The 13,452-nt window shown below is 70.0% G+C and carries 11 protein-coding genes; 7 read left to right on the forward strand and 4 right to left on the reverse strand.

Translation table 11 applies throughout. The annotated features are described in order from the left end of the window. Positions 1-22: 22 nt before the first annotated feature. From H2Q94_RS00175 to H2Q94_RS00185, 3 genes are all read left to right on the forward strand, one after another. On the forward strand, positions 23-517 hold the full coding sequence (locus H2Q94_RS00175; protein WP_243790504.1) for a helix-turn-helix domain-containing protein: 495 nt from the start codon (positions 23-25) through the stop codon (positions 515-517). Between the two features lie 11 nt (positions 518-528). Continuing rightward, entirely contained in the window at positions 529-1,368 is an 840-nt protein-coding gene (locus H2Q94_RS00180) for an IS3 family transposase (protein WP_243795566.1), read from the forward strand. Positions 1,369-1,553: 185 nt separating this feature from the next. Beyond that, complete coding sequence (locus H2Q94_RS00185; protein WP_243790697.1) at positions 1,554-2,210, forward strand: SDR family oxidoreductase; 657 nt, start codon at positions 1,554-1,556, stop codon at positions 2,208-2,210. Between the two features lie 48 nt (positions 2,211-2,258). On the opposite strand, the gene H2Q94_RS00190 is transcribed toward H2Q94_RS00185, so the two are convergent. Next, positions 2,259-3,563, reverse strand: a complete 1,305-nt coding sequence (locus H2Q94_RS00190; RefSeq protein ID WP_243790699.1) for a D-arabinono-1,4-lactone oxidase — start codon at positions 3,561-3,563, stop codon at positions 2,259-2,261. 194 nt (positions 3,564-3,757) lie between these two features. On the opposite strand from H2Q94_RS00190, the gene H2Q94_RS00195 reads away from it, so the two are divergent. Beyond that, positions 3,758-4,969 carry an amino acid deaminase/aldolase gene (locus H2Q94_RS00195; RefSeq protein ID WP_243796017.1) on the forward strand — a complete coding sequence of 404 codons (1,212 nt, stop codon included), beginning with the start codon at positions 3,758-3,760 and terminating at the stop codon, positions 4,967-4,969. Here the strand turns inward: H2Q94_RS00195 and H2Q94_RS00200 are convergent. Then, entirely contained in the window at positions 4,939-5,616 is a 678-nt protein-coding gene (locus H2Q94_RS00200) for a TetR/AcrR family transcriptional regulator (protein WP_397545399.1), read from the reverse strand. The two genes, H2Q94_RS00195 and H2Q94_RS00200, sit on opposite strands and share 31 nt — an antisense overlap. Before the next feature lie 669 nt (positions 5,617-6,285). On the opposite strand from H2Q94_RS00200, the gene H2Q94_RS00205 reads away from it, so the two are divergent. Further along, complete coding sequence (locus H2Q94_RS00205; protein ID WP_243790701.1) at positions 6,286-9,486, forward strand: L-tyrosine/L-tryptophan isonitrile synthase family protein; 3,201 nt, start codon at positions 6,286-6,288, stop codon at positions 9,484-9,486. A gap of 678 nt (positions 9,487-10,164) precedes the next feature. On the opposite strand, the gene H2Q94_RS00210 is transcribed toward H2Q94_RS00205, so the two are convergent. Both H2Q94_RS00210 and H2Q94_RS00215 read right to left on the reverse strand, forming a co-directional pair. Continuing rightward, positions 10,165-10,503, reverse strand: coding sequence for a hypothetical protein (locus tag H2Q94_RS00210; protein ID WP_184483943.1), 339 nt, complete (start codon positions 10,501-10,503; stop codon positions 10,165-10,167). A gap of 13 nt (positions 10,504-10,516) precedes the next feature. Next, entirely contained in the window at positions 10,517-10,801 is a 285-nt protein-coding gene (locus tag H2Q94_RS00215) for a hypothetical protein (RefSeq protein ID WP_243790704.1), read from the reverse strand. A 221-nt stretch (positions 10,802-11,022) separates the two neighbouring features. Between H2Q94_RS00215 and H2Q94_RS00220 the strand changes: the two genes are divergently transcribed. Together H2Q94_RS00220 and H2Q94_RS00225 are read left to right on the forward strand one after the other, a co-directional pair. Further along, a complete protein-coding gene (locus H2Q94_RS00220) occupies positions 11,023-12,393 on the forward strand; it encodes a helix-turn-helix domain-containing protein (protein WP_243790706.1) in 1,371 nt (456 codons plus the stop codon). An 88-nt stretch (positions 12,394-12,481) separates the two neighbouring features. Next, positions 12,482-13,390 (forward strand): phosphotransferase family protein, encoded by a 909-nt coding sequence (locus H2Q94_RS00225; protein WP_243790708.1) that lies wholly within the window; start codon positions 12,482-12,484, stop codon positions 13,388-13,390. Positions 13,391-13,452: the final 62 nt, after the last annotated feature.

The following is a 13,452-nucleotide window of genomic DNA, read 5'->3' on the forward strand; positions in this document are numbered from 1 at the left end:
TCCAGCTACCGGGGAGTGGTTCGTGTATCCGCATAGTTCGTTGTCGCGGGAGCAGCGTGAGGCCGCTGTGGTGTTGTTCGGGGCTGGTCATGGGGCGGTGTCGGCTGCGGCCCGGTTGGAGGTGTCGGCTTCGGCGGTGAGAACGTTGCGGGATCGATGGTTGTTGCGCGGCCCGGGAGCGTTGATCATGAAACCGACCAAACGGTCCTACTCGTTCGAGTTCAAACTCGACGTGGTGCTGCGGTTCGTGGCCGGGCAGGCCACGGCGGCCGAGCTGGCCGCCGAGCATGACCTGTCGTCACCGAAGCAGGTGAAAAATTGGGCGCGCCAATATCGGCGTGACGGCGAGGATGCGTTGCGCCCCAAGCGGGAAGGCCGCCCACCCCGCGAACCACAACCACCACCGGACGGCGAGACGGCCGAACTGGAACGGTTGCGGACGGAGAATCTGCGGTTGTCCGCGGAGAACGCCTACCTAAAAAAACTGCGGGCCTTGAAGGAACAGGGGCGAGGGTAAAAACCCAGGTCATCGTCACCCTCAAGGCGCACTATCCGCTTGCGGTACTGCTGGAGGTCGCGGGCCTGGCCCGGTCGACGTTCTTCTATCACCAGGCCCGGCTCGACCGGCCGGACCCGCACGCCCGGCTGAAACAGGCCGTGACCGACGTGTTCCAGCAGGCCCACGGCCGTTACGGGCACCGCCGCGTCCACGCCATGCTGCACCGCCACGGCCTGAGACCGGCGAAAAAGACCGTCCTGCACATCATGCGCACCCTCGGCCTGGCCTGCACAGTCCGCCGCCGACGCCGCTACTCATCCTGGAAGGGCGAGGCCGGCACCACCGCCGGCAACGTCCTGGACCGCGACTTCACCGCCCCGGCACCGAACACCAAATGGGTCACCGACATCACCGAATTCCGTGTCGGCACAAGCAAAATCTATCTCTCACCGATCATCGACCTGTTCGACCGCTCCGTCGTGTCCTACTCCTGGAGCACCCGACCCGACACCCACCTGACCAACTCATCACTGACCAAAGCCATCGCCACCCTCAACACCGGCCACACCCCACTCGTGCACACCGACCAAGGCTTCCACTACCGACACACCTCCTGGCGCCAACTGCTACACGAGGCAAACCTGACACCCTCCATGTCCCGGAAAGCGACCTGCCTCGACAACGCCGTCGCCGAAAACTTCTTCAGCCACCTCAAAGAAGAACTCTTCCACCACCACAACTACAACACCCCCGACGAGTTCACCACCGCCCTCGAGAACTACCTCGACTGGTACAACACCACCCGCATCTCCACCACACTGAAGAACCTCACCCCCACCGAATACCGAGCCCAGGCCCTCACCACCTAGCCTTCACTCACCCAGTCCAACAAACAGGGACCACTTCACCGGTCCCGCCGGTCGAAGGGGACATTCGCCTCGTCGGCAGAAGCAGCTGAACGTCGCCTTTGACCGGTGGGGATCGGGCTGATGCGGCATTCGTCCGGTGCCCTCGGCGGGAGCGTTCGGGGGCGGATCGGGCCTAGGGTGGACGCATGCGAGTCGTGGTAGCCGGAGGACATGGGAAGATCGCGCGCCATTTCGGGCGGTTGCTCGCCGAACGCGGGGACACCGCGGTCGGGTTGATCCGCGATCCCGAACACGCCGATGATCTGCGCGCGGACGGTGCGGAACCGGTGGTGCTGGACTTGGAGTCCACCGACGCCGCCACGCTGGCCGCGCAGCTGTCGAGCGCGGATGCCGTGGTGTTCGCGGCGGGCGCCGGCCCCGGAAGCGGGGTGGAGCGCAAGGACACCGTGGACCGTGCGGGCTCGGTACTGCTGGCCGATGCGGCGCAGCAGGCAGGAGTGCGGCGGTTCGTGCAGGTGAGCGCGATCGGCTTGGACAAGCCGAACCCGTCGGACGTGGGCGAGGTGTTCGGCGCGTACCTCGACGCGAAGCGCGCCGCCGAGGAGGATCTGCGCGGGCGCGATCTGGACTGGACGATCCTGCGTCCCGGCGTCCTCACCGACGATCAGCCGACCGGCCGGATCGAACTGGCCGAGCAGACCCGCCGGGACGAGATCACCCGCGCCGATGTCGCCGCGGTGCTGGTGGCCCTGCTGGACGAGCCGAAGTCCACCGGACGCACCCTCACCTTGATCAACGGGCGGACGCCGGTCGTCGAAGCGGTCCAGGCCGCGGTCTCCTGACGACCGGCCGTTGACCCTGGTCCCGGGTGAGTCGTGATCGGTGCGAACTCACCCGAGGACTCGGGTCAGGTACGGGTTGGCGAACAGGCCGTCGGGGTCGAGTTCCGCCCGCACGGCGCGGAAATCCTCGAAGCGCGGGTAGCGCTCGCGGAGGTCGTCGGCGGTGAGCCGGTGCATTTTGCCCCAGTGCGGCCGCCCGCCCACTGAGTCCACTATGGACCGAAATGCGTCGAACCAGGCGCGGTGCGGCATCCCGGTGAACTGGTGGACCGCGATGTACGCCGATGGGCGCCGGTAAGCGGTGGACAGCCAGATGTCGTCGGGCGCGGCGACCCGGACCTCCACCGGGAACATCACCGGATCGGCCAACCGCTCGGCGGCCGCCCGGAGTTCCGCGATCACGGCGGGCAGTTCGGCGCGCGGCACCGCGTACTCGGACTCCGCGAACCGCACCCGCCGCCGGGTGACGAAGACCCGATGCCCCAGGTCGCTGTAGTGCCGGGCGGACCAGGTCGCCGCGCAGAACCGGTTGAGCGGCCGGACCAGTCCGGGCCGGACCCGGCCGAGGCGGCACAGCGCGCCGAACGCCCGGTTCTCCAGCACCTCGTACTCGAAGAACTCCCGCACCCGGCTCAGCGGACTCGGTTCCTCCCCGGCGGGCAGCCGGTTGTTGCGCTTCACCAGCGTCCGCGCGCTGTGCGGGAACCAGTAGAACTCGAAGTGGTCGTTGCCGTCCGCGAGCTCGTCGAAGCGGGCCAGCACGTCGTCCAGCGGCTCCGGGCGTTCGTCGGCCTCCAGGTGGAACTCGGGCACGCAGCGCAGGGTCACGCGGGTGAGCACGCCGAGCGCGCCGAGGCTCACGCGAGCGGCGGCGAACAGTTCCGCGTCGTGGGTTTCCGAGCAGCGGCGCGTCGTTCCGTCCGCGAGCAGCAGTTCCAGCTCGGTGACCTGGGTGGCGAGCCCGCCGAGCGCGGCGCCGGTGCCGTGGGTGCCGGTGGAGATCGCGCCTGCCACGGTCTGCCGGTCGATGTCGCCGAGGTTGGGCAGCGCGAGCCCGAGCTCCGCGAGTTCCCGGTTGAGCCGGTGCAGCGGGGTGCCCGCGCGGACCGTGACGTACGGCGGTTCGACGCGTTCGATGCCGGACCAGTGGGCGAGGTCGAGGGCCAGCGCGCCGTCGGCCGGGGCGCCGACGCCGGTGAACGAGTGCCCGCTGCCGAGCGGTCGCACGGTGCGGCCACCGCGGGTGGCGGCGCGCAGCAGGGTGGCGGCTTCGTGGACGTCGCGGGGCCGGGCGGTGCCTCCGGGGGTGCGGGCGACGGTCCCCGCCCAGTTCGTCCAGCCTGGTCGAGGCATGATCACAGACCTCCTGTGGCGCGGCTCGCCGAGGTGGCCGGGCCGAGTGCGCGGGATCGTCGCTCGGTGGTGGCCGGGCGTTCCGGTTCGGGATCGGTGCGCAAGAAAGTATGTGAATGAGATTCACATAACAACCCCGATCCGCCTACCGTGGACGAGTGCCCCACACTTCCGACGCGTCCTCTTCCGGCGACTTGCCGCCCGACTCCGAGACGGCCGAACGGGACCGGCTGGACCGGGCGACCCGCGACCTCGATCCGCCGTTCGCGGTGGTCGACCTCGCGGCGTTCCGGCACAACGTCGACGACCTGCGACGACGCGCGGCGGGCACGCCGATCCGGGTGGCGTCCAAGTCCGTGCGCTGCCGGGATCTGCTCAGCCGCACGCTGGACACGCCGGGCTTCGCGGGCCTGATGGCCTACAGCCTGCCGGAGGCGCTGTGGCTGCACCGGGAAGGCATGTCCGACGACATCCTCGTCGCCTACCCGACGATCGACCGGCACGGCCTGCGCGAACTCGCCGCCGACCCGGCCGCGGCCGCCGCCGTCACGATCCTGGTCGACTCGGTGGCGCACCTCGACCACATCGACGCCGTCCTCGGCCCGAACCGCGAGCCGCTGCGGGTCTGCCTGGAAGTGGACGCGGCCTGGCATCCGCTGCCGGGCGGCCTCGCGCACGTCGGGCCGCGCCGCTCACCCGTGCACACTCCGGGCCAGGCCCGTCGGTTCGCCGAGCGGATCGTGCGGCGCGACGGGTTCCGGCTGGTCGGGATCATGGCCTACGAAGGGCAGATCGCGGGCCTCGGCGACGCCCCGCCCGGGAAGCCGCTGCTGGCGGCGGTGCTGCGCTGGATGCAACGCCGATCGGCGGCCGAACTGGCCGAACGCCGCGCGGAGGCGGTCGCGGCGGTGCGCGCGGTGGCGCCGCTGGAGTTCGTCAACGGCGGCGGCACCGGCAGCATCGAGACCACCCGAGCCGAGGGCAGCGTCACCGAGATCGCCGCGGGCTCCGGACTCATCGGCCCCACCTTGTTCGACGCCTATCGCGCGTTCCGGCCGCGGCCCGCCGTGCTCTACGCGCTGCCGGTGGTGCGCCGTTCCGGCGGTTCGTTCGCGACGCTGTTCAGCGGCGGCTACATCGCCTCCGGCCCGACCGGGCCGAGCCGGGCACCGGGCGTGCACCTGCCGCGCGGGCTGCGGTTGACCGCGGCCGAAGGCGCCGGTGAGGTGCAGACGCCGGTTTCCGGGGCGGCCGCGCGGAGCCTGCGGCTCGGCGACCGGGTGTGGCTGCGGCACGCCAAGGCGGGTGAGCTCGCCGAGCGGTTCAGCCACTACCACCTGGTCGAGGGCGATCGGGTGGTCGCCACGGTGCCCACCTACCGGGGCGAGGGCATGTCGTTCGGTTGATCGTCGGGCAGCCGGTTGGCCAGGTAGCCGCGCACGAGTTCCTTGGCCTCCGCGACGAGCTCGGCGTCCCCGGAAGGATCGCGCCGAAACGCCAGGTTGAGCACCGCGTCGGCGGCTTCGACGGCCACCGACAGCGGCAGCAGCAGCTGCTCGTCGTCCAAGGTGAACCGTTCGCCGAGCAGCGCGATGAGCTTGTCGGCGATCACCGCGTTGTTGTCCTTGCTCTCGTCGAGCAGCCGCAGGTCCACCACGTCACCGAAGTGCAGCCTGCTGAACGCGGGCACGTCGCGGTGCATGGTGATGTAGACGTCGATCACGGTGTCCACCGCGTCCCACCAGTTCGCGAGGTCGCTGGTGGCGAAGCGTTCGCCGATGACGTCCACGAATCGGCTCAGGTTGCGCCGGGTGAGTTCCTGCACGACGGCCCGCTTGTCCGGGAAGAACTGGTAGAGCGAGCCGACGGCGACGCCGGCGCGTTCGGCGATCAGGGTGGTGGTGACCCCTTCGTAGCCGAGCTCGTCGATGAGCTGGGCGCAGGATTCCAGCATCTTCTCCACGCGCTGGGTGCTGCGCTGCTGGACCGGTCTGCGGCGGAGGGGGGCGACTTCGGCGGGCAAGGCGACTCCTTGATCACTTGTGCGGACCATCGCGGGCGGAGCGTCCGGCGGTGGTGCTCCACCGTGGACGGTCCCGAGCTTCCGAGACGGCCTCGCCGCGAGATCATCCCAGGCGATTGCGTCCGAGATCATCTCAATCATCGAGATCATTTTCGTCGTTCGCCGGTTCGTCGACGCGGGTCGGCCGCGCGGGAACCGGTACTTGCGACCCGAGCTCCGGGGTCGTCGTGCCGGATCGGGATGACGCGGGACGACGGTACGGCGCACTCGGTCGATCCGCTCCAGTGTGCCGCTCGCGACTTCACTGCAGGCAGCGGACATGCCGTGCTCGAGGTCCATCGAAGGAGTGCCGTTGCGCGGGGACGTCTCACTCGGTGGAAGGAGTGGCTTGCGCATTCAACTTACCCCCATAGTGTGCCAAGTCACTGGGACCGGGTCAGAGTTACTCCAATGCGTATGCATTCGGTCACGTTGCCGACGCACATAGTCACTATCTAGCGTGAGGCGAATCGACCCGAGCTGTGACGGAAAGGTGATCGTGAGCTACTGCGGCGTCGCGCCTCGTTCTCCCCGGATCCGAACTCCCCGCGACTTCGCGCCGGGGCATGCCGCCGGACGGATCCGGCTCGTGCCCGCCCGTCCCGTCCCCGCCAGACTTCCGGCCGCGCCCGCCCGCCCCGCTCCGCCCGGCATCGGCGAGTGCCAGGTTCCGGCACCTCGCTCGACCGCCCGGTGACCGCGCGCACGCCGGTCTCCCGGCCGGCATCGATCGCCTTCGGCCACGCGCCACCGGATCCGACCTGGACGGATCGGCCCGCCGAGGACCTGTGGGCTCCGCTGTCGGCTCCGGCGGCGGACCGCTTGCTGCGCGACGGCGGGTACGACCTGCGCGTGCGGTGGCGGGACGGAACGTTGCGGCTGGTCGGCGAAGGCGCGGGCAGCGGATTGCCGCTGGGCGCCGAACCTTCCTGGGCCGAGCTGTACCGCCTGCTGGTCCGGTTGCGGCGAAGGCGACGACGCTACGACCCCGGATGGCTGGCGCGGCTGACCGCCACCCTCGGCGGCCCGGCCGGGATGCGCACCGAGAGGGGCGACGACTCGTTGCAGCGGACCGTGCTGGACGACCCGTTGCTGCGGATGCACTGCGCCACGCTGGTTCCCGAGTCGGCCAGGTGCGCGCCGGACGGGCCGGTCGCCGCCGGATCCGGCGCGCTGCCCGCGCCGCCGCACCCGGAGCATCCCGGCGGCACCATCGCGGTGCGCCCGGACGCGTTGCTGGCGCCCGGGCCGGACGGTGCGCCCGGGCTGCTGCGGCTGGTCATCGACAACCGATTCGGGCGCCGGGAGCACGAACTCCGGTTCTTCGTGGAGCATTTCGTGCGGCCACCGGTGCGGGCGTTGCGGCACGCGCTGGAAGTGCGGCGCACCGCGTTGTTCGCCTTGGACGGTTCGGCGCCGGACGCGATCGCCTTCGAGTTGTCCACCGAACTGGAGGCGACCGGCAGGGTGATCACCGCCGCGGCCGTCGCAGGCCCCGACGAGCACGCCGCCCGCAACTCCGCCCGCACGCTGCTCGCGGTGCTGGCCGACCTCGCGAACGGTTTTCGCCGGATCGGCTACGCCCTGCCACGCGGTGAAACGGTGCGCGCCGCGATCGACCAGGTGCTCACCGAGGAACTGCGCCACCTCGACCGGGCCACCGCCCGGCTGCTCGCCCGCACCGAGCTCCGGCCGTTCGTGCACCACGTCGACGCGGACCAGCACACGATCCTGCGGCACGTGCTCGACACCGTCCAGGAGCGGACCCGGCGCCGCCGTTGGGACCGCGGACTGCCGCAGCCGGCCGTGGTCATCGACCTCGACCTGTGCGGAATCGTCCCGCTGCGCCGAACCGTCGAAGCGACCCGCGCCGTCGCCGGACCCAGACCCGGTGCGCCGAACGGCATCCCGGAGCTCGCCGATCCGGAGTCGTTGCCGGTGCTGCCGACCTACGCCGAATCGACCTGGCACACGTTCCTCGAACTCAGCGGCCTGCACGAGAAGTACCCGGAGGTGGACTGGCGGGCGGCGCACGCCGAGTTCTTCCAGGCCTTCGCCCGGCCCTGGAACCGGTTGCGCACCGACGAGGTCAACGCCGGGCTCGCCCGGTTCGTGTGGGACGTGCGCGACGCGGGCGGGCAGGTCGTGTTCTGCACCGGCAGGCGGGAACGGGTCCGCGAGCACACGGCGGCCGTGCTCGAAGCGGCCGGAGTTCCCGACGCGCCGCTGCTGTGCATGCCCGATGACCGGACCCGGCCCATCGCGGAGCTGAAAGTGGCGCGGCTGCGGGAATTCGGCGAGCTCGACGTGATCGCCGTGTTCGACGACATGCACGCCAACCGGATCGCGATCACCAAGGAGTACCCGGCCGCGTTGGCGATCGCGGTGGAAGTTCCGGGGCTCGTGGTGGAACGGCGGCCGGGACAGCCGGTGCCGGATCGGGCTCCGGCGATCGCCACCTTCGAGACCGAGCCGCGGCCGCGCTCCGGCGGCTCCGGGCCGGGGCTGCTCTCGCACGCGCATTCCTTGGAGGAACTGCAGATCGGCGCGTTGCGCGCGAACCGATCGGCGCGGCGCTGGGGGGTGCATCTGAGCCGGGACGAGGCGCTGGATCTCGCGCGCACCGTGCTCGCCGACGCCGACCGGGCCGCGGACCGGTTGGCCCGCACCGCGCGCGACCGGTTCGGGCTCACCGAAGCGGTGTCCGCGGCCGATCGCGTCGAGCGGGTGGTGCATGCGCTGCACCACGTGCTCAGCCGCAAGCAGTTCCTCAAGGGCGCCCGGTCGAACTACCAGGTCGAGCACCTGCGCCACGACGTTGAACCGTTCCTGCGCGCGGATCGGCCGATCGACGTGGTGCTGCTCGGGTTCCCGATCAAGCAGTGCTTGAACGGGCTGAAGGCGTCCGGGCCGCTGCCGGACCTCGCCGAGTTCGGCGGCCTGGTGCGGTTGCGCGAGATGCAGCGCGCGGCGGCCGCCGTGCACCCGCCGGGACTGCGGTTCCGGATTCTCACCGATGGCAGGCATTTCCGGCCCCGGCCGCTGTCGATCACCGGGACCTACAGCTCGATCCTGCGCGAGTACGCCGACCTCGCCGGGCTCGGTGACACCGCCGTCATCGAGGAGGTGGACGCCGTGGCCGCTCGGCGGCTGGACGTGGACCTGCCCGCCGAGCGGGCCGATCGGGCCGCGCGGCACCGGCGGTTGCTCACCGAGGCGTTGCGCGGACTGGACATCGCCGAGCAGCCGCTGCGCACGCTCGACCAGGTGGAGCAGCGGGCGGTGGGAGCCGACCCGGCGGTGGCTCCTTCGGTGGAGATGTTCCGCGAAATGCTGATGTCGGTGGTGTATTCGGTTCCGCTGTCGGTGCCCGCCGGGTTCGAGCGGGTCACTTGGGCGCGAGCGGTGTTCGCGGACGTCTACGACCTCGACGGGGCAGCGGTGCCGCCGATGCTGCGGCGGTCGCGGGTGGAGGTGCTGCGCCGCGCGTGGCACACCGTGGTGCGCTACCTGGCGACGATGCGGGTGGACGAGGAACTCGGCTACGAGGAGCTGCTGTTCCCGAACCGGGTGCGGCTCACCGTCAGCGCGGCCCGGCCCGGCCGCTGCGGGTTCACCTACCTCGGCGGGTCCGGTCTGCTGCCGTGGCAGGGCACCGGAGCACTGGACCGGCGCGGCCACCTCGGCGCCGACTACGCGATCTCCTTGCAGGACAGGGGATTCGTCCCGGTCTACACCCCCCTGATCGGCCCACGCCAACCGTGGTTCGCGGTACCGGCCGAACACACCCGCCTGAGCGCCAACGGCGGCATGCACCTGGACCCGGACTTCACCACCACAGCCCGCCTACGCCGCAAGTGACCAGCCAACGCCGAAGTTAACGAGAAGGACGGGCAAAGCCCCGCCCACCCGAACCAAATGCCGTACTTCGCAACGAAGCCATGCCTACCGGCCGAAGGCCGTGCTTTGCGGCGTAGCCGTGCCCGTATGTGCGAAGCACATAGCCCACGTCAAAAAGCCGACCACCGGCGGGTTCTCAGTGGCTTCCTCGCGAGGACAGCTTTTTCCCTCGTGGCGGAGCCACTCGGGAAAAAGATCCCGCAGCGAGGAAGCCACTGAGGTTCCGCTACCCGACCAGCAAAGAAAAACGAGCCGTGGCAACAAGAAAGGCCCCGGTGCTCATCCGGGGAAATGAGCACCGGGACCTCTCGTCCACCCCGACCCCCCTTCGGGGAAAAGGGGATCGGAGTCGTTGGAATCCGCGGACCGGTACCGGTCGGGGGAGGGGAGTTCTACAGCACCGGCCCGCGGAAGACTTCGTGCGGCGACCGTCTCCGGAACCCGGCGACCTCGTCGCCCGCGGAACTCGGCGATCGCATCGCCCGCACGTCCACTGTGGAATTGGAAGTTCGTGGTGGCCGGCGACCACTGCCGTGGTCGGGGGTGCACGGCGATGGTTCGCCGGCCACCGGGGCGGTGCTCGATCCGTCCGGTTCGGGGAGGGAGTGATGCTGACCCGGACGGTTCGAGACCGCCGGCTTACGGCACCGGCGCGGCCGGGCGCAGCTCGTGCGCCGGGCGCTGGTGCCGTGCGGGACGGGGCGCGAGGGCGCCGGCGACCAAATGCTCATAAGCCGAGCGCCACACGGAGCACGGTGCGCTCCGGGGCCGCCATCGGGAAGAGCATTCGATGCAGTTGCCCTTGTCGTCGGTGTCGTGCGCGGCCAGCAGCGTTCGCCATCCCTCGGTAAGCCGGGGAAGTTCGGAACGCGCCACGGACAGCAGGGAAGGGGCGTCCGCGCGGTTCGCCAGCTCGCTCAACACGTCGAGCCGCTCCCACACCGCGTTGCGCAGCACCTGACCCAAGATCTCGTCCACCGCAACCTCACCGTCACTTTCTCGCCTGCTCAGCGGCCTGCCGTAATGCGTTGCTCAACTCGCCGACTCCATCGGTCGACAGCACCACGGTGCGGCCGGGCGGTCCGACGAGAACCACCCTGTCCCGGTTGACCAGCACGGTGAGGTAGCGGCGGACGTGCTGCACATCGCGGCACAGTGCCCGCCACCAACGGCGCCGGCCTGCGGATTCCGGCTGCGGGCCGACCTGGTCGGGCACCGCCGCTTGCGCGGTGACCTCCACGCCGGTCCGGGGTCCGGACTCCTTCATGCCGTCCATCGCCGATCGGGTTCCTCTCCGTGCTCGGTTGCTACCGATGACTAGATTGGAACGCGTTGAACGCGGGCGGTAGCCGGTAGGCGATGACCGGCTCAACGGCGACGACGAACGGTCGGTGGACTTCACCCCCGCCGATCACCTCTGCCGATACGCACTTCACCGGCTTGTCGAAGTGCCCTTACTCTGCGACCGACGCCCGTGCAGAGTGTGAGGGGGTCTAAATGAACACCATCGGTTCGAACGGCTCGCCCGTTACACGAGACGTCTGGGACGGCCGTGAGATGCGGGACGCGTTGGCGGCGCGGAACGTCAGCGAGATCTACCGGCAACTGCGCCGGATCGGGGTCTCGCAGCGCCAGATCGCCGCGTCCACGGGCCAGTCGCAGTCCGAGGTCTCGGAGATCCTGAAGGGTCGGCAGGTCATGGCTTATGACGTGCTGGCCCGAATCGCCGACGGCCTCGGGATACCGAGGGGGTACATGGGCCTCGCCTACGACGGGGCGACGGCAATGAGGGTCGCGAAGACGAACAGCGGTCCCCAGGCTGAGGAGGACGAGTCGGTGAAGCGTCGGAAGTTCCTGTCCCACGCGGCCGCGGTGACCATGGGTGCCGCGGTCTTCGGGGCCGAGGAGAGCACCTGGGTGCCGAGCAATGTGCAGACGCCTGCTCCGATGCGCATCGGCATGACCGACGTGCAGCAGATCCAGGCGGCCACCAAGGCGCTGCGTGACCTGGACTATCGCTACGGCGGCGGCACCTGCCGCGACGCCGTGGTCGCCCAGCTTTCCTGGGCACAGCAACTGCTCGACGCGAACGCGTCCGATCAGGTCAAACAAAAGCTCTACGTGTCGTTGGCGGACATGCACAGCCTGGCGGGCTGGACCTCCTTCGACACCGGTCTGCTGGACCCGGCGCGCGGCCACTTCGGCAAGGCGCTGGAGTTTGCCAAGCAGGCGGAGGACGACAGCCTCGTGGCCAGCGTCCTGTACCGGATGGGCCGCGTCTACCTGCACTACCAGGAGCCGAACGAGGCGCTGAAGCTGTTCCAGCTGGGGCAGATCGCCGCGCAGGAGTCCGGTTCCTCGTTAACGGTCGCGGTGCTGTGCGCCAACGAGGCCTGGGCCTACGGGATGCTGAACAAGCCCGAACAGGTGCAGAAGATGGTGGGGCGCACCAAGGACGAGTTCGCCAGGGCGAACGTGGCCGAGGCACCGGACTGGGTGCGGTTCTTCAACGAGAACGACCTGCACGGGATGATCGGCTCCGCGCACGACGCGCTGGCCGTGTTCGATCCGGACCGCTACGCGCCGCTGGCCGTGGCCGAGACCATCAAGTGCAACACCGCGTACGGCGCGGACATGCAGCGCACCCACGTCTTCGGGCTCAGCTTGCAGGCCACGAACCACATTCGGGCCGGCGACCTGCAGGAGGGCATCAAGGTGGGGCGTTCGGCGCTGCAGATCGGCGAGAAGGTCAAGTCGGCGCGCGTCTCCGACCGGCTCAAGCCGCTGGAGCTGGAGGCCGGGCGGCACCGGATGAATTCCGATGCCCGTGACCTGTCCGAAGAGATCCGCCGTTTCCGCGAGGTGTGAGTCGAGTGCGAGGCGGACAGCGCGGATCGCGGTCTCGGCGGCCGGGTTTCCCCGGTGCGATGCACCGGCATGACCGGGCAGGACCCCGATGACTTCGCGGACGCGTTCCGCGGAGGGCCGCTACACGCGGCCGAAACTGGCTTTGGCACTGGCGGAGGTTTGTGCGGCCGCGGGTTTGGACTCCCGCGGCGCTCGGCTGGTGCGGTTCGTCAACAACGGCGTGTTCCTGTTGCGGGAGCACCCGGTGATCGTCCGGATCGTGCTCGCGCCGTCGTTCTCGTATCGCGCGGTGAACGTGGTGGAGGCCGGGCGGCTGTTGGCGGAGCACGAGGTTCCCGCCGTGCGGTTGCTCCCGGGGGTGCCGCAGCCGGTGCGCACCGGTGGGCACCTGGCGACCTTGTGGGAGGCGGTTCCGGAGGTCGGACCGCCTCCGGACGGGGCTGACCTGGGCCGGTTGTTGCGGCAGGTGCACGAGCTGCCGCTGCCGTCGACGCTGCCGGAATGGCAGCCGATGCCCGATGTGCGCAGACGGCTGGCCGACGCGGAAGAACTGGACGCGACGGACCGGGCGTTCCTGGAGCAGCGCTGCGACGACGTCGAGGGACGGCTCGCTGCGCTGGACTTCCCGCTGCCGCGTTCGGTGGTGCACGGGGACGCGCATCTGGGAAACCTGATTTCGGGGCCGGACGGGCCGCTGCTGTGCGATCTGGATTCGCTGTGCGTGGGGCAGCCGGAGTGGGACCTGACGCCGTTGGCGGTGGGCATGCTCCGGCTGGGTGCTCCCGCTGAGCGGTTTCGGCGGCTGTCCGAGGTCTACGGCTTCGACGTGACGGCGTGGTCCGGGTTCCAGGTGCTGCGCGACCTGCGCGAACTGAAGATCACGGTCAGCGTGCTGCCGATCCTGCGCAGCAATCCCGGCGTGCGCGACCAGCTGCGGAGCCGGTTGCGCTCGATGCGGAAAGGCGACGCAACGGCACAATGGGAGCCGTACAAGTGAGCGGTTGATGCGTACGATCGGGCGAAGTTCATCGACGCGCGGGGGCCGAGTCGGTGATTCTT

Origin of the sequence: Saccharopolyspora gloriosae, from assembly GCF_022828475.1 — a bacterium.
GTDB classification, from domain to species: Bacteria; Actinomycetota; Actinomycetes; order Mycobacteriales; family Pseudonocardiaceae; genus Saccharopolyspora_C; species Saccharopolyspora_C gloriosae_A.

Excerpts from the sequence above, each read along its gene's own strand:
- H2Q94_RS00185 (WP_243790697.1), top strand. The coding sequence starts at position 1,554 with ATGCGAGTCGTGGTAGCCGGAGGACATGGGAAGATCGCGCGCCATTTC.
- H2Q94_RS00190 (WP_243790699.1), bottom strand. The coding sequence starts at position 3,563 with ATGCCTCGACCAGGCTGGACGAACTGGGCGGGGACCGTCGCCCGCACC.
- H2Q94_RS00200 (WP_397545399.1), bottom strand. The coding sequence starts at position 5,616 with ATGGTCCGCACAAGTGATCAAGGAGTCGCCTTGCCCGCCGAAGTCGCC.
- H2Q94_RS00215 (WP_243790704.1), bottom strand. The coding sequence starts at position 10,801 with ATGGACGGCATGAAGGAGTCCGGACCCCGGACCGGCGTGGAGGTCACC.
- H2Q94_RS00220 (WP_243790706.1), top strand. The coding sequence starts at position 11,023 with ATGAACACCATCGGTTCGAACGGCTCGCCCGTTACACGAGACGTCTGG.
- H2Q94_RS00225 (WP_243790708.1), top strand. The coding sequence starts at position 12,482 with ATGACTTCGCGGACGCGTTCCGCGGAGGGCCGCTACACGCGGCCGAAA.